Genomic DNA, 16,308 nt, shown 5'->3' on the forward strand with positions numbered 1-16,308 from the left:
GGCGAAAAATATGATGGGATTATTCTCCTATGTTTACCCATGATCAAATCTGGACCGCAATCGACCGCCTGGCCAAAGACCGGGGCTATTCCGCATCAGGATTAGCCCGTCAGGCCGGGCTGGACCCGACATCCTTTAACCGCAGCAAGCGCGTGAGCCCCAGTGGCAAGCCGCGCTGGCCGTCGACCGAATCCATCGCCAAAATCCTGTCCGTTACGGCCTGCGCCGTCGGGGACTTCCTGTCGATGGGGGGGATCGAAACCACGGGCAAGGCCGCAACCGCCGTCCCCTTGCTGGACCTGGCCACGCTGGCGGGCGGGCGTAATCCGGCCGCCGCGCGCGAAAAAAGCAATAAAGACAAGGACAAAACCGCCCCGGCCACCATTGCGGCGGCGGCGGCGCACTATGGCCCGGCCTGCTTTGCAACCCATATTGATGACAAACGGTTTGAACCGCTGTTCCGCAAGGGGGCCGATTTGCTGATTGATACCGATGGTGACATTGGCCCCGGTGACCGTATTTTGGCATTTTCCCGCCGGGATGGGCTGGTCTGTGGCGTTGTGAAAGCCGCGCAGAAAGCTGGATGGGACTTAACCCTGCCCGATGGCACGCACAAAACGATGGCCGCCACCGACACGGCATGGATGGGCCGCATCGTGCTGGCCACCCAATAAGCGTAACCCCCTCTCTATATATAAGAGTGCGCGCGGGCTTGCCCGCCGGAATAAAACCCTTTAAACCATGCGAAACCCGAGAGTGGAGAGCATCGCCATGACCGAAGTCCGGAACAACACACGCCCGGTAAACCAGGAAAGCCGCAGCGATTTGTACGTCCGCACCCTGTTGCGCGATGGTGAAACCCTGACCCTGATGGGCCAGATCCATTACGGCATTTACTGGAAGGCCGCCGCGCTGGGGGGCCTGAGCCTTCTTCTGCTGCTGAGCGTGTTTAATCTGGGCGTTTTCATGCTGATCATCACAGCGCTGGCCTTTGCCTATGCCGCGCTGACCAAACATTACCTTCTGCTGGCCCTGACCAACAAAAACGTCATTATCCGCTTCGGCATCATCAATCTGGACACGGTGCAGGTGCAGATGAACCGGATCGAAAGCGTGCAACTGGCCCGCACCATCATGGGCCGCCTGCTGGGCTATGCCAGCGTTGTCGTTACCGGTACGGGTAACCGCGTGATGATGATCCCCTTTATCGCCAACGCGGACCAATTCCGTGCGGCGCTGGAACACCAATTGAATGCGCGCGATGACGCGCAAATAAAAAATCAGGACGCGTAACACTATGTCGAATACCCCTGCTGCCCTTTGTATCGGCGTTTGCAATGTTGATGTCATCGCGCATGTCGATGATTCATTTCTGGAACGCCACAATCTGGACAAGGGCACGACGACGGTTTTGAGCAGCGACGCCCTCCTCAATCTGATGGGCTATCTGAACCGCCCGTTCTATCTGCCCGGCGGATGCGCGGCGAATACGGCCTGTGGCCTGGGGCTGGAAGATGTCGACACCACCTTCTGTGGCATGATCGGCACCGATTTTTACGGCGATATTTTCCGCAACGGTTTTAAATCGTACAACGTTGCCTATCACCCGGTGACGGATGTGAAAAAACATACGTCGTTGTGCATCACATTGATCACACCGGACAAGGAACGCAGTTTCGTGCTGGCCACCGATATGGCCAGCTGGTTCCTGCCTGAAAACACGCTGCCGGACCGCGACACATCGCGCCCGTTGATCGTCTATATCGAAACCAACATGTTCCGCATGACCGCCGGAACGGATAAGCCGTCGATGGTTCATGCCGTGCTGGATAAATATGCGGCGGATGATACGCGCATCATCCTCAATCTGGTGGATACCGAAGTCACCGGCCACCACCGCGACCTGATCACCGCGCTGATGGGCGATCGCCTGGCCTTTATCGTCGGCAACCATGAAGAGATGAAGGTGCTGTTCAACACCGACAGCATCGAGGCGATGGAAAACGCCGCATTGGCCTCCGGCCAGTCCTGCGTCATCACCATGGGTGATCGCGGCGTGACCCTGATCCATCAGGGAAAAATTTCGCGCATCCCATCCGTCGTCCACCTGAAACCCGCCGACATCGTCGATACGGTCGGCGCGGGCGACCAATTCTCCGCCGGATTTATCGCCGGACTGGTCGAGGGGCTGGATCTGGAAGCCTGCTGTGCCCAGGGCATGCAACACGCCACCGAAATCCTGCGCCAGCCGGGCGCCCGGCCGCTGGCTGCCTGAAACAACGATTCCACTGACGCTTTAGATGCCCGCCTTGACTTTTAGGCGTAGGAATTATATCCTAATTTCATGTTATCACCTGTATCCGACGCCCGCTATGACGGCCCCGTCCCACGGCACCTTCAAACCCGCGCGGCCCCGCCCGCGCTCTATGGCCCTCCCCCATCCCTGTCCGTCGATTTATGGGATTTGTTTTGTGCCCAACGGCGTTTGCGCCGCATGGGGACGATGGATGAATCCCTCGGCCACCGGATCGCCGCCTTGCACGCACGGCTGGTTCGGTTAAAGTCATGGGACGTTTTTTAAAAACACGGATCAGGACATGAACACAGACCGTAAAGAGATCGCCCGCATCGCCGCGCAAATCTTGCTGGATACCAAAAGCGTTTTGTTCAACGTCGAACAGCCCTTCATCTTTACATCCGGCCGCGCCAGCCCGGTCTATACCGATTGCCGCCGTCTGATCGCCTTCCCGGCGGAGCGCACGCAATTGATGGATTTCGGTGCCGACATCATCCGCACGCAATGCCCGAATGTGGACTATATCGCCGGGGGCGAAACGGCGGGCATTCCCTACGCCGCGTTTATCGCCGAACGGTTGAACAAGCCGATGCTGTATGTCCGTAAAAAGCCGAAAGGCTTTGGCCGCATGGCCCAGATCGAGGGATGTATGGACCAAGAAGGCGCGGAAGCCCTTCTGGTCGAAGACATGCAAAGCGATGGTGCCAGCAAGAAAGTCTTTATCGACGCGCTGCGCGCCGCCGGGGCCACGATCAACCATTCCTTCGTCATTTTCCATTACGGCATCTTCCCGTCCAGCGAGGCCAACATGAAGGCCATGGGCGTGACATTGCACGCATTGACCACGTTCTGGGACGTTCTGGCCGTGGCGCGGGATCGCAATTATTTTGACACCGCCACGTTGGATGAAGTTGAAAAATTCCTGCACGCGCCGGAAGACTGGTCCAACGCCCATGGCGGCCATGTGAAAGAAGGAATTTCCCATTGATGCGGATTCATTTTACAGCCAACGACACCGATGAAGCGCAGGATGCCATCCGCACCCTGACCGCCGCCCATGGCCAGACCGGCGTGGCGGATGCCGATGTCATTGTCGTTCTGGGCGGTGATGGCACGTTGCTGGAAACCGTGCATAAAACGCTGAAACACAACAAGCCGGTTTACGGCATGAACCGCGGATCGGTCGGGTTCCTGCTGAACCCTTACCGCCCGGACAATCTGCTGGACCGGTTACAGGGCGCGCGCGCCATCACACTGTATCCGTTGAAAATGATCGCCAAGGACAAAAACGGCCGCACGATTGAAGCGCTGGCGTTTAACGAAGTCTCCCTGCTGCGTCAAAGCCGTCAGGCGGCAAAGATCGGCATTGCGCTGGATGGTGTGGAACGCCTGCCGGAATTGATCTGTGATGGCGTTTTGGTCGCCACCCCGGCGGGATCAACGGCCTATAATTTCTCTGCCCACGGGCCGATTATTCCGATGTCGGCCAACGTGCTGGCCTTAACACCGATCAGCGCGTTCCGCCCACGCCGCTGGCGCGGGGCATTGTTGCCCAGCCATACCACAGTCCGCTTTGAAATTCTGGAAGCCGAAAAACGCCCGGTCAGCGCCACCGCCGATTACACGGAGATGCGCGACGTGGTGCAGGTGGACATTGCCCAGGACAACACCACCCCGTTCACAATCCTGTATGATTCCGACCATATGCTGGACGAACGGATTTTGCGGGAACAATTTGAGCCGTAAGGCCTATAGCGTGGGTTTCGCCTTGGCCGCGCGCGCCGCATGCAACAGGAACAATCCCGTTTCCGACGGGTGGTTCAGGATAATATCCGCTCCACCATCCGTCGCGGTCCGCCGGATATCCGGGGCCCGGCCATTGCGCACCTGAACCACCACGCCTTGCGGGAATTTTTCCGCGTTGCTGACCAGCAACGCCGCCGCACGATCATTGCCACCGGGTGACAGGCTGTCCCCCATAAAAATGGTCAGGGCGTTGCGATCCACATAATCGGCATTATCAATCGCATAGCCCTTGTTGAACACTTCGGACAACACCGTCACGTCATGTTCCGTATCGCTGTGGATCACGAATATTTTTTCACCATTCACCACCGGATGGTGCGGCGATTGCAGGATGACCTCAAACGCGCCACGCGCCTCGGCCAGAATGGCGGCACGCACTTGCGGATTTGTATCAACCATATTGCGCGCATCAATATTCACGCACCCGTGTTTGTAATGCGCGATCAGCCCCGGCGTCAGCGCGCCCAGCGCCCCCGCCACCTTGTTAAACTGTTCAATGATGTAATCGGCCCCGGATGGCAAAGGCAGTTTTTCAATGACAGTCCCTCCGGCTCGCATCAACTCCGTTCCGTGGCTGCCCATAATGTGAAAGGGCGGCTTTGTTTTTGAAACCGGCAACCGGGCCAGCATATTCGTTGCCGACCGCCCGGTAATCATCGTAAAGGACACATTCGTATGATTGATCAGCGACCGGATCCCCACCAGCGCATTGCGATCAATCTTGGCGCGCAACGGGTCATTGCCGGAATGGCACAGCGTATCGTCAAAATCGCTAAAAATCTGGACGCGTTCCCCGGCACGGATGGCGGTGGAAACGCGATCAATCAATGTTTTAATATCCATTTTTATACCCTGTTCAATTCAGTTGGCCAATTAAGCCTTGCGCGGTTTTCCCGGCGTCGGACCTTTGGGGATGGATCGCAATTGGCGTTCCTGCCCCAAATCATTTTCAATCGTGGCCAAGGATGCCGCCAATTGTTCGTTGATGTTGCCGCCATCAATAATGCCCGTCTGTGGCACAAGGCCCAGACGCTTTGCAACATCCTGATACGCTTCGATCACGCCCCCCAGATCATGGCGGAAACGATCCTTGTCCAGCTTCTCGCCCGTTTGCGCATCCCACAGACGGCAATTGTCCGGCGAAATTTCATCGGCCAGGAACAAATATAATTCCCCGAACTCACCGTGCATCCGGCCAAATTCCAATTTGAAATCGACCAGGCGCAAACCAACGCCCGTGAACAGGCCGTTCAAATAATCATTGATCCGCCATGCCATAGCCAGCAATTCATCCAGCTCATACGGGTCGAGCCAGTTGAACGCGATGATGTGGTCTTCGTTCACCAGCGCGTCGCCGCTTTCGGCTTTCTTATAATAAAACTCCACCACCGGACGGGGCAGGATGGTGCCCTCTTTCACACCCAAACGCTGGCACACGGGGCCGGCGGCAATATTGCGCACAACCACCGACAACGGGATCATGTCCAGTTGCCGCACCAATTGTTCGCGCATGTTGATGGATTTCAGGAAATGGGTCGGAATGCCGATCGTTTCCAGACGCGTCATCAGGTGCGCGGAAATGCGGTTGTTCAACACGCCCTTGCCCGCGATCACGGCCTTTTTGGAATTGTTGAATGCGCTGGCGTCATCCTTGAAATACTGGATCACCGTTCCCGGTTCCGGTCCTTCATAGATAATCTTGGCCGCACCTTCATAAATCACGCGACGTCTTGACGTCCGCGGGTCTTTGTTCCACATCATGGGCACAAACTTTACAGAATGAGGTCGATAAGGCCCCTATATAACCATGGATTCAGCGGCTTTCAAATGCTAGATTTGCCCCGAAATTCGCATTTTTAACCCCGATCAAGAGGACCGGACAGTATGTCGAGCTTTAATGACCGCAAGGACGCTTTTGAAAACAAATTCGCCCATGACGAAGGCCTGCGCTTCCGGGTCGAGGCCCGCACCTGCAAGCTGTTCGGCCTGTGGGTCGCGGAACAGCTGGGCCTGACCGGCGCGGACGCAACCACCTATGCCGGCGAAGTCGTGGCCGCCAACCTGGAAGAAGCCGGATTTGACGATGTGAAGCGCAAGGTCCGCCCGGACATTGATGCCAAGGGCCTGGATATTTCCGACCACATGCTGGACACCATGCTGGACCAGTGCGGCCAAACCGCCAAAGAGCAGATCATGGCGGAATAAACCCGGAACCGCAGAACAATTAAAAAAGCCCCGTAAAACGGGGCTTTTTTGTATTCGGTTTTTTACTTTGTGTTCCCTAGTCCAACTCGCGGCTGGGTCTCTTCAGCGGACCCATAACCTTCGAACGTGCGCCTGTGGGAAGTCTCTCTTGCGGACTTTTGCACAGGGCGTGACCACCTCTTCAAATTTGGTATGGGAGAATTGTTAGCCAAGCGGGGCTGGGGATGCAAGCAATAATCCATCCTTTCGTCGCAAAATCACGTAATAAAGTTGCGAATATAAGCATTTTTTCCGAAAATTCGGTCTTTTGCGGCGCATCATGCCATTTTTTCGCCCTTTTTCACCGCCCAAACCACCCCCGCCCCGCCCCCGTTTTTCGCGTTTTGCGAACCGGGATGGTAGGATGAAAGAATAAGCCAGCCAGACAGAGACCTTCGCAAGCCGCTTCCGTCGGACCGATTCCCTTGCTATGGCTTAAATACCCTTTAAAAACAGGCACAAGGCTAGGCGCACAGACATGGCGACATTCTCCCTCCCCACGCTGAAAGGCGGCATCAAGCTGGATATTCCGCTCTCCGTCGCGGCCCTCATGCTGGTCGGAGGTGCCGTGTCCGATTACCCGTTGAACAATGTGTGCCTGATCGGGGCGATGATCGGCATCGTTTTCTTTATGGCGCGGGAGGCCGACCGCCTGTTTACCGGGCGCGGCCGGACCGCCATTCTGGTGTGGTGGATGGCCTGTTTATGCGTGCTGTTCGTGGTCAACATCCCTCTGGCGCTGATTATGACCCTGTTACCGGGCGTGGCCTACGCCCGCCGCCACCGGGCCCAGGCCGCCCTCTCCGACGATTTTCTGGACGCGATGAAGGACCGGGGTTATCGGCTGATCATTCTGGCCCTGCTGTTCATGGTCGCCACGGCGGCCCTGTATGGGTTCAAAGTGGTTCCGAAAATCATGGATAAACAGGCGATAGAGCTGGAAAGCTATTCCAAAGTTTCTATTTAACATCCGGAAAAGGCACGAAAACTTGCGCATTTTCGAGCGCATGAGTATGCTAAACCGATCAGAAGGATGAAAGTAACGCCATGGGCATGACCGCCGCCGCCATTGAAGACTTGATCCGCCAAGGCATCCCCGATGCACAGGTTCAAATTTCCGATTTGCGCGGCGATGGGGACCATTATGCGGCCTATATCGTGTCGGAATCCTTCCGTGGGAAAAGCCGCGTGCAACAGCACCAGATGGTCTATGCCGCGCTTCAGGGGAAAATGGGGGCCGAGCTGCATGCGCTGGCAATCCAGACCGCAGTCCCGCCAGAAGAATAATAGAATCAGAAACACTGCGTAGAGAAAGAGAGTGACGAGGAATGGATAATATTGTTTTTGACCGCATCCGCAGCGAAATTACCGCCAATGATGTTGTTTTGTTTATGAAGGGCACCGCCGTGTTCCCGCAATGTGGTTTCTCCGCGGCGGCCGCACAAATTTTGACCCAACTGAACATCGCCTTCAAGGACATCAATGTTCTGGAAGACAGCGGCATCCGTCAGGGGATCAAAGATTTCGCCCAGTGGCCGACCATTCCGCAATTATACGTCAAGGGTGAGTTCATCGGCGGGTGCGACATCATGCGCGAAATGTTCGCCAGCGGTGAATTGCAGGATTTGTTGCGCGACAAGGGCGTGGCCTTCAGCGACGCGGCATAATCGCACTGTTTCAGATTTTGAATATCAAAAAGGCCGGATTGATCCGGCCTTTTTTGTTTCCATCGCAACCACGTCAGTTTCGTGGCAGTTTGCTGTCACGGTGAATATTGGCCGACATGACCAAACCAAACCCGATCATGGCCGCCAGCATGGATGTTCCACCATAGGACACCAGCGGCAACGGAATCCCCACAACCGGGATCAACCCCATCACCATTGCAATATTGATAAACACATACAGGGAAAAGTTCACCATCAAACCAAAGGCCAGCAAACGCCCATAAACATGACGGCAGCGGAACGAAATCCATCCGCAATAAATGAAGATCAACAACAACAGCCCGAGCAACACCAACCCACCCGTCAGCCCCCATTCCTCGGCCCACAGGGTAAAGATAAAATCCGTTTGCTTTTCCGGCAGGAAGTTCAGGTGGCTCTGGCTGCCATTCAGGAAGCCCTTGCCCTCAATCCCGCCAGACCCCAGCGCGATTTTCGATTGCATGATGTGATAGCCAGACCCCAGCGGATCGGCCTCTGGATCAAGGAAGGTCAGCACCCGCTGTTTCTGGTAATCATGCATGTAGAAATGCCAGACCAGCGGAATCGCCGCCAACCCCGCCGCAATGCCAACGATAAACAGCCAGATCGGCGCCCCACCCAGGAAGAACAACGCCGCCCCGTCCACCACCAGCATCACCGCCGTGCCCAGGTTCGGTTGCAACAACACCAGCCCGACAGGCGCAAGGATGAGTAACGCAGGCGGGATCAGGAAGGTCAGACGCCGCAAATCTTCGGATCGCGCGCCGTTAAAATACCGGGCCAGCGCCATCACCAGAGCCAGCTTCATCAATTCCGATGGCTGGATCTGTATAAAGCCCAGATTGATCCAGCGCTGCGCGCCCATGCCGATCTGTCCCATAAATTCGACGAAGATCAGCATGACAAAACCGGCGGCATAGATCAGGTACGACATGTTGTACCAAAAACGCTGATCAATCAGCGCCACGATTATCATGGCCACCATACAGAAAACGAAGCGAACCGTCTGGCGCGACGCCCACGGATCCATACCATTCCCCGCGGAATAAAGCGCCGCAATCCCAATCAAGGCCACCAGCGAAATCAGGACAATAAGCCCCCAATTCATATTGGTCAGCTTTTGCGACAGGGTCGGGCCGGATTGAAGATCAAAACTGCCGAGCATTATCCCGCCCCCTGCTCTGGTGATGGTTCGGTTTCAGGTGTAACCGGTTCGGATTCTGGTGCGACCTCGTCCTCAAAATCGACATCGGCATCCGCCGGGTCCGCGTTCAATGTCGTGGTGGCGTTCACCTTCATCGGTGCGGGCACCGCCCCATGGCCATCCGGCGAAACAACCCGCGCCGCCGGATTACGCTGTTGCGCCATTAAAATCAGATCCTTGGCAATCGGCGCGGCCACAGCCGATCCCCCGCCGCCATGCTCCACCACCACAGACACGACATAGCGTGGGTCATTATAGGGCGCATATCCGACAAACAGCGCGTGGTGACGATGATTCCATGGCAGGTCTTCGTTCTTGATCCCCAGCGCGCGCTGCTCCTTGGTAATGCGGCGAACCTGTGATGTTCCGGTTTTACCGGCCATCTCCATTCCCTCAACCGTGATACGGGAGCCGTAGGCTGTGCCGCGCGGATACATCACGACATGTTCCATGCCATCACGCACAATCGCCAGGTGCGCCGGGTTGAAACCCATGGACGGCCATTCTTTCTTCTCTACCGGGACATCGCCGATCATGGCCGTCAGTTGCGGCATAACCGCGTGACCGCCATTCACCAGACGCGCCGTCATCACGGCCAGTTGCAACGGTGTGGCCTGCACATAGCCCTGCCCGATCGAGGCCACAACCGTTTCACCCCGGTGCCATGGCTGACCCAAATGGGACCGTTTCCAAGCCTGTGTCGGGATCAAACCTTTGCGTTCCTCGGCCAAACCGGTATCCAGCATCACGCCCAACCCAAAACGGTTGGCCATTTCGCCAATCTTGTCGATGCCGATATCCAGCGCCACCTGATAAAAATACGTGTCGCAGGATTGCGCCAGCGCCGTCACCAGATCAACACTGCCGTGCCCGCCTTGTTTCCAGCAATGGAATCGCGTATCGCCCATATTGAAATGGCCGGGACAAAATACACGGCGACCCGGCGTAATCGCACCGCTTTCCAGACCCGCCATGGCTGTGATCATCTTATAGGTTGATCCCGGTGGGTATTGCCCACCGATCGCCTTGTTGTTCAGCGGCACGCCCGGATCGGCCAGCAACCGGTTCCATGTTTCCGGAGTCAGGCCCCGGCTGAATTCATTCGGATCAAAAGACGGGACGGAGGCCATGGCATACACCGCCCCCGTTTTCGCATCCATAATGACCGCTGATGCCGAACGCTGAGCCGACAGGCGTTCACGCACGTAATCCTGTAATTCCGAATCAATGGTCAAGGTCACATTGCGGCCCGGCTCTCCCGGTTTGCGGCTGAGCTCACGCACTTCGCGTCCGACCACGTTGACTTCAACCTCGGCGGCACCGGCGCGGCCACGCAATTCACCGTCCAGAACTTTCTCCAGCCCGGTCTTGCCGATTTTAAATCCCGGCATTTTCAACAACGGATCATCGGTATTCTGGTCCGCCTTGTCCACCGCACCGACATAACCGATCATATGCGCAACCGCTTCACCCAACGGGTAATAGCGTACTTCGCCCACATCAATCGACACACCGGGCAAATCAGGCAAATTGACTTCAATCGTTGCCACTTCATCCCACGACAAATTGTCGCGAATTTCCAGCGATGCAAAACGTGGGGATTTTTTGGCTGTTTTCAAAACGGTCTGTACCGTCCCCTCTTTCAAAGGGATGAGCCGGGCGACATTGTTCAGAACCTGTTCCAGATTGGTGGTTTGTTCCGGCACGACCAACGCACGGAAATTCTGGCTGTTCTCCGCCAGCGCCACGCCATAGCGATCCAGGATCAAACCGCGCGACGGCGCCAGCAATTTAACGTTAATCCGGTTGTTTTCGGCCAGAGTCTTATAACGATGCCCTTCGACCACCTGCAGCCAGGCCAGACGGCCGGCCAGCACTGTCATCAACCCGCCCTGCATCGCGCCGATCAGCAGCGCGCGGCGGGTAAACGACATAGACCGGTCCTTGTCACGTCTGCGTTTCATGAGGGCAACAGGCGGTGGGTCAAAATCAGGAACAACGTAATCACCGGGAACAGGAAAACCGTCATGGCCGCGGCCACCATGACCGGCATCAACGGTCCCCAGACCATATCAACCAGACCATACAGCCCCCATTGCAACAACGCCACCCCGCCAACGACAAATGAGAAAACAGCCCACGTTGTGATATATGGCTGCGCCATCAGGAAGCGGCGTTGATCGCGCACAACCATCTGGACCAGAACAAACGAGATGGCATTCACGCCCAGCGCCGTACCGGAAATCATGTCCAGCAAAATGCCCACGATGAAACACAACGCCGGCGGCATCAATGTCGGGCGATACACAGCCCAATAATAAACCGGCATCAACACCAAAAACGGTTTCACCACGCCCATGTAAGGCACGGGCAAAGCCGTCACGTTCAACAGGAACAATACAGCCAGAAGGATGTACGGAACCGTCAACCGCAGGGCAGCATCAATGCTGGTGATTGAAATTTGTCGCGAACGGCGTCTTCGCATGATGGATCAAGGCGCAGGCGCGGCAGCAGGAGAGAGAACTGCAGGCGTTTCCGCAAGATTGCCCAGAACGGTGCGTTCCAGTACACGGTCAATGATACGAACGAAGGACAGATTATCGGCCTGCGCCAGCAATTGAACACTCACTTGGCCATTATCACCCAGAACAACATATCCAACCGGAACACCCGGCGGAAACAAGCCACCATGGCCCGATGTCACGATGCGGGCACCAGCCTGTAATTCATGATCGCGCGGCAAATGAATGAGCGCGGGCGTTGAACTGTTCTGCCCGGCAACGATCGCCTTGATGTCAGATCCTTCAATAACCACCGGCACGCGGGAGTTCATGTCCGTCAGCAACAAAATGCGTGCCGCACGGCCACCGGATTCAATCACACGGCCCACCAGCCCCTCGCCCGACAACACGGCCTGCCCCTTGATCACGCCATCATTCTGTCCGGCAAGGATCAACAGGCTGCGGGCAAACGTGTTCCCCGCATCAGCAATCACGCGGGCCGTAATATAAGTATACGGCGGCGGCAATTTCAGGTTCAGCAATTGCTGGAGCGATTCATTTTCGGATTTCAGGCTCAGCGCCGTCTGGTACCATTCGCGCAGACGGGCGTTTTCGGATTTCAGGCGTTCATTCTCCGCCTGCAATTCGGCCAGGCCGGTCACGGCCGTCACATAATCAGCCGCCACACGGAACGGTGTGTTCACCGCGGCCATCAACGGCGCGGCCACATCGGTCGCGGCCAGACGAACCCCCTGCAACGTTGCCGGGTTCATTGCCGATGCCATAAACAGGATCACGCCAGTGGCGAGAAAGACGAGCGACGGAGTCCGCGTTCCCCACAAACGAAGGGACAGTAAACGGGTCATTCCTCTGCTGCGTGTGCGTATTCTCAAAACCCTGACCTTTTAAGCGCCCCTTTCGGACGGACGAAATGATATTCCTGAAGAGAAAATTACACCGAAAGAGGTAAAACAAATATGAAAGCCGTTTCAAGACCTTCCAATGTTTAATCTACCGGAAATTTTAACAATCGTCCACGACCATCGATTCAAATACGGTGCGTATTGATTTCAAATGTATGTAAAATGCCAGCCAATAAAAAACCCGGCCGCCCCTGGGACAGCCGGATTTTCTAAATTCCTTGGCCAACGCGATCAGTAACTGCCGATCAGGACGTTTTTCAGGGCCTTTTCCTCTTCCAGCGCATGGCCGGTGCCCAGCGCCACACAGGACAGCGGGTCGTCGGCAATGGTCACGGCCAACCCGGTGGCATGGCGCAGGACGTGGTCGAGGTTGCCCAGAAGCGCCCCACCCCCGGTCAGGACAATCCCCTTGTCCACGATATCGGCGGCCAGTTCCGGCGGCGTGTGTTCCAGCGCAACCTTCACCGCCTCGACAATCGCACCGACCGGTTCGGCCAGAGCCTCGGCGATCTGGCGTTCGCTGATCATGATTTCTTTCGGCACGCCGTTCATCAAATCGCGGCCCTTGATTTCCATCTGACGGCCTTCGCCATCGGCGGGCGGACATGCCGACCCGATTTCTTTTTTAATCCGCTCGGCCGTGCTTTCACCGATCAGCAAATTATGCACGCGGCGTGTGTAGGCGATGATGGCTTCGTCCATCTTGTCGCCGCCGACGCGCGCGGATTTTGCGTACACGATTCCGCCCAATGAAATAACAGCCACTTCGGTCGTGCCGCCACCAATATCAACAACCATCGAACCCGATGGCTCCGTCACCGGCAGGCCTGCACCAATGGCTGCGGCCATTGGCTCTTCGATCAATCCAACGCGGTTTGCACCAGCGGATTCAGCGGACTCAATAATCGCGCGCTGTTCAACGGCGGTGGAACCCGACGGAACACAGATCACCATTTTCGGTGATACGAATGAACGGCGATTGTGAACCTTGCGAATAAAATGTTTGATCATCGCTTCGGTCACTTCGAAGTCGGCGATCACGCCATCGCGCAACGGGCGAATGGCGACGATGTTACCCGGCGTCCGGCCCAGCATTTGCTTGGCCTCGTTCCCGACGGCCAGAATATCTTTTTTCCCGCCATTGATGGAAATGGCCACAACGGAGGGTTCGTTCAGAACAATGCCCCGCCCACGCACATAAACCAGCGTGTTGGCCGTGCCAAGGTCGATGGCCATATCATTCGACATAAAACCGAAAAGCTTAGAGAACATGGATGATGGTCCGAAAAATCGAGAAAGGAGGGATGGTCTTCTTTATCCTGTATAGCAGAGAAAAAATGGCTTTTCACCTGCTTTTCTTCATTATTGCGGACATGAAAAAAGGCTGGCGGCACCAACAGTGTCCCAGCCTCTGATCCTGTGTCACAAGAGCAATTAGCCCTGACGCACTTTCATGCGCGGGTTTTTCTTGTTGATGATGTATACGCGGCCACGGCGACGCACCATTTTGCAGTTGCGGTCACGGGATTTCAGCGTTTTCAGCGAGTTCACGACTTTCATGGCACAATTCCATATATGTCCAAAATTCTTACAGAGGCCGCACAATAGCCATCGCCCGCCCCCCTGTCAAGCGTTCCTGCCCGACTTTTTTAAGAAAGAAAACGTATGTTTATCAAAGCATTAGGAAGGATCAGGCCGCCACGCTCAGTAAAACAAGCATGATATAAGCGAAATGAGTCAGGTTATGGGCCTCCTGATCCAGCCCAAACGACCACCAGAACCATCGGTCATTCGGGCCCCAGCCATACCGGCGGGTCACCATCCCCTTGGTCCGGTCAATCGTTCCATGCACCACGCAATCCACCAATCCCAGCCACCACAGGCCCGGCGCGAAGACCAACATTATCAAAAATGTCATCGCCCCATGAATAACCGCATGGATCGCCAGAGCCGTATAGCCCGCAAGCCCGGGCGCGCCCTTGTTCATCGCCATCCAGTCGGTTTGCAGCAGGAAATCCCCCGCAAACTGCTTGGCACGGAAGGTGATATAGAGCAGCGGTAAAAGAATAACCCACGATGTCATACATATGTCCCCGTCATCGGCCCCTGCATATAATTATGGAAGCAATCTGCGATGCCGTCCAGCAAAGGATTGATTTCGTACGATTGCACCCGTTTTGTTAACCATCCATTCACCGACCTGCCCCATTATGGTGTGGGGGAAATGCCCGAATACTCTGTTGCGACCATCACTTCAAAACCTGCGGACTTCGACTTTGACAAAATCCGATTCAAACGGCGCCAGCCATTCCAAACGCAGCTTTGACACCGGCGAAATCATCATGCGCCAGGGTGATGCGGGCGATTGCGCCTATATCATCGAAGAAGGCACCGTCGAAATTCTGATCGAAAAACCCGATGGCCGTGTTCAGCACGTGGGCACGCGTGGTCCCGGCGCATTGATCGGCGAAATGGCCATTGTTGACAGCGCACCCCGCACCGCAACCGTGCGCGCATTGAAACCATGCAAGATGCTGGAAATCACGATGGAGGATTTCACCAGCCGCCTGACCGGCACCGATCCGGTCATGCAAATGATTATGCAGGTGATCCTGACCCGGTATCGCGATACGCTGACACGCGCCGATATTTTACACGACAGCGATTCATTCCCGCCCCCAGAAATGCTGGAACAGGATCTGGCGGAAAAAGCCGATGTTGTTGAATCCATCAAAATCGCCAACGAATTTCAAACCGCGCTGGAAAAGGGCGAACTGTCCCTGCACTATCAACCGATCATTGATTTGACGCGCGGCAATGTTGTCGGGTTCGAAGCGTTGATGCGCTGGATCCACCCGGAGAAGGGATTTATTTCCCCCGGCGTCTTTATTCCCATCGCCGAAAAGAATGGATTGATTGTTCAGGCCAGCCGTTGGGCGCTGGGTGAATCATGTCGCGCCCTGCGCCGGATCGAGGCCCGCGTTGGCGCCGATCGCGAAATGTATATGAGCGTCAACTTCTCCTCGACCGATTTCGCGTCGGAGAATTTTATCGACCACCTCTATAACATCATCAGCGAAAGCGATGTCCTGCCGACACAGGTCCGTTTGGAAATCACCGAACGCCTGCTGATTCAGCAACCGGATAACGCCAAAGCGATGTTGCAGATGTGCAAAGATGCCGGCATGGGCATTGCGATTGACGATTTCGGGACGGGATACTCCTCGCTCAGCTATCTCTACTACTTCCCGATTGATACGTTGAAAGTGGACCAAAGCTTCGTTCGCGCGATGCAGCGGGATGAAAAAAGCCTGGAACTGGTTAAATCCATCGTCGGGCTGGGCAAAAACATGAAAATGTCGATTATCGCCGAAGGTGTTGAAACTGTTGAAGAAGCCCGCCTGTTGCAGGATATGGGCTGTGACAAGGTGCAGGGTTACTATTTTGCGAAACCGATGCCGGAAAAAGACGTCATCGAGTTCCTGCGCAATTATCAGCCGGTCAAATTGCGGGCGTAACACGCGCCCTACGCTTTTGAATTCTCATTAAAATCCGCAGGTTTTCTGCGGATTTTTTAATGGATAAAATTTTATCTATATCCGCCTCAAGTCCTTCAAAGATTTCAATA

At 55.7% G+C, this 16,308-nt stretch carries 20 protein-coding genes; 11 read left to right on the plus strand and 9 right to left on the minus strand.

The window, feature by feature from the left end; all coding sequences use genetic code 11:
- Positions 1–29: 29 nt before the first annotated feature.
- The 6 genes from A11S_RS08465 (at position 30) to A11S_RS08490 (ending at position 4,042) form a co-directional block, all read left to right on the plus strand.
- Positions 30–674: a helix-turn-helix domain-containing protein gene (locus A11S_RS08465; protein ID WP_015468097.1), complete on the plus strand. Its 645-nt coding sequence runs from the start codon at positions 30–32 to the stop codon at positions 672–674.
- Between the two features lie 97 nt (positions 675–771).
- Complete coding sequence (locus tag A11S_RS08470; protein WP_015468098.1) at positions 772–1,293, plus strand: PH domain-containing protein; 522 nt, start codon at positions 772–774, stop codon at positions 1,291–1,293.
- Positions 1,294–1,297: 4 nt separating this feature from the next.
- Positions 1,298–2,275 (plus strand): adenosine kinase, encoded by a 978-nt coding sequence (locus A11S_RS08475; protein ID WP_015468099.1) that lies wholly within the window; start codon positions 1,298–1,300, stop codon positions 2,273–2,275.
- A 69-nt stretch (positions 2,276–2,344) separates the two neighbouring features.
- Entirely contained in the window at positions 2,345–2,581 is a 237-nt protein-coding gene (locus A11S_RS08480; protein WP_041802621.1) for a hypothetical protein, read from the plus strand.
- A gap of 16 nt (positions 2,582–2,597) precedes the next feature.
- Entirely contained in the window at positions 2,598–3,284 is a 687-nt protein-coding gene (locus tag A11S_RS08485; RefSeq protein WP_015468101.1) for an orotate phosphoribosyltransferase, read from the plus strand.
- Complete coding sequence (locus A11S_RS08490) at positions 3,284–4,042, plus strand: NAD kinase (RefSeq protein ID WP_015468102.1); 759 nt, start codon at positions 3,284–3,286, stop codon at positions 4,040–4,042. The genes A11S_RS08485 and A11S_RS08490 overlap by 1 nt, the downstream gene beginning before the upstream one ends.
- A 3-nt stretch (positions 4,043–4,045) precedes the next feature.
- On the opposite strand, the gene A11S_RS08495 is transcribed toward A11S_RS08490, so the two are convergent.
- Together A11S_RS08495 and purC are read right to left on the minus strand one after the other, a co-directional pair.
- Positions 4,046–4,945 (minus strand): HAD family hydrolase, encoded by a 900-nt coding sequence (locus A11S_RS08495; RefSeq protein ID WP_015468103.1) that lies wholly within the window; start codon positions 4,943–4,945, stop codon positions 4,046–4,048.
- A gap of 30 nt (positions 4,946–4,975) precedes the next feature.
- A complete protein-coding gene (purC, locus tag A11S_RS08500) occupies positions 4,976–5,863 on the minus strand; it encodes a phosphoribosylaminoimidazolesuccinocarboxamide synthase (protein WP_041802623.1) in 888 nt (295 codons plus the stop codon).
- 123 nt (positions 5,864–5,986) lie between these two features.
- On the opposite strand from purC, the gene A11S_RS08505 reads away from it, so the two are divergent.
- The 4 genes from A11S_RS08505 (at position 5,987) to grxD (ending at position 8,013) form a co-directional block, all read left to right on the plus strand.
- Entirely contained in the window at positions 5,987–6,307 is a 321-nt protein-coding gene (locus A11S_RS08505; RefSeq protein WP_015468105.1) for a DUF1476 domain-containing protein, read from the plus strand.
- 517 nt (positions 6,308–6,824) lie between these two features.
- Positions 6,825–7,313, plus strand: a complete 489-nt coding sequence (locus A11S_RS08510) for a hypothetical protein (protein ID WP_015468106.1) — start codon at positions 6,825–6,827, stop codon at positions 7,311–7,313.
- A gap of 80 nt (positions 7,314–7,393) precedes the next feature.
- A complete protein-coding gene (locus A11S_RS08515) occupies positions 7,394–7,633 on the plus strand; it encodes a BolA family protein (protein ID WP_014103393.1) in 240 nt (79 codons plus the stop codon).
- Positions 7,634–7,674: 41 nt separating this feature from the next.
- Complete coding sequence (grxD, locus tag A11S_RS08520) at positions 7,675–8,013, plus strand: Grx4 family monothiol glutaredoxin (protein WP_015468107.1); 339 nt, start codon at positions 7,675–7,677, stop codon at positions 8,011–8,013.
- Positions 8,014–8,086: 73 nt separating this feature from the next.
- On the opposite strand, the gene rodA is transcribed toward grxD, so the two are convergent.
- The 7 genes from rodA to A11S_RS08555 form a co-directional block, all read right to left on the minus strand.
- A complete protein-coding gene (rodA, locus tag A11S_RS08525; protein WP_015468108.1) occupies positions 8,087–9,217 on the minus strand; it encodes a rod shape-determining protein RodA in 1,131 nt (376 codons plus the stop codon).
- The gene (mrdA, locus tag A11S_RS08530) at positions 9,217–11,190 is read right to left on the minus strand and encodes a penicillin-binding protein 2 (protein ID WP_015468109.1); all 1,974 of its coding nucleotides are present in this window, start codon (positions 11,188–11,190) and stop codon (positions 9,217–9,219) included. The genes rodA and mrdA overlap by 1 nt, the downstream gene beginning before the upstream one ends.
- Positions 11,191–11,216: 26 nt before the next feature.
- A complete protein-coding gene (gene mreD / locus A11S_RS08535) occupies positions 11,217–11,741 on the minus strand; it encodes a rod shape-determining protein MreD (protein ID WP_235067675.1) in 525 nt (174 codons plus the stop codon).
- A gap of 6 nt (positions 11,742–11,747) precedes the next feature.
- Complete coding sequence (mreC, locus tag A11S_RS08540; protein WP_235067685.1) at positions 11,748–12,623, minus strand: rod shape-determining protein MreC; 876 nt, start codon at positions 12,621–12,623, stop codon at positions 11,748–11,750.
- A 288-nt stretch (positions 12,624–12,911) separates the two neighbouring features.
- Complete coding sequence (locus A11S_RS08545; RefSeq protein ID WP_014103401.1) at positions 12,912–13,952, minus strand: rod shape-determining protein; 1,041 nt, start codon at positions 13,950–13,952, stop codon at positions 12,912–12,914.
- Between the two features lie 162 nt (positions 13,953–14,114).
- Positions 14,115–14,240 carry a type B 50S ribosomal protein L36 gene (gene ykgO / locus A11S_RS08550; protein ID WP_014103402.1) on the minus strand — a complete coding sequence of 42 codons (126 nt, stop codon included), beginning with the start codon at positions 14,238–14,240 and terminating at the stop codon, positions 14,115–14,117.
- 130 nt (positions 14,241–14,370) lie between these two features.
- The gene (locus A11S_RS08555; RefSeq protein ID WP_015468112.1) at positions 14,371–14,763 is read right to left on the minus strand and encodes a DUF3307 domain-containing protein; all 393 of its coding nucleotides are present in this window, start codon (positions 14,761–14,763) and stop codon (positions 14,371–14,373) included.
- Positions 14,764–14,956: 193 nt separating this feature from the next.
- On the opposite strand from A11S_RS08555, the gene A11S_RS08560 reads away from it, so the two are divergent.
- Positions 14,957–16,198 carry an EAL domain-containing protein gene (locus A11S_RS08560; protein ID WP_015468114.1) on the plus strand — a complete coding sequence of 414 codons (1,242 nt, stop codon included), beginning with the start codon at positions 14,957–14,959 and terminating at the stop codon, positions 16,196–16,198.
- The last annotated feature ends 110 nt before the right edge of the window (positions 16,199–16,308 follow it).

The organism is Micavibrio aeruginosavorus EPB (genome assembly GCF_000348745.1).
GTDB classification, from domain to species: Bacteria; Pseudomonadota; Alphaproteobacteria; order Micavibrionales; family Micavibrionaceae; genus Micavibrio; species Micavibrio aeruginosavorus_A.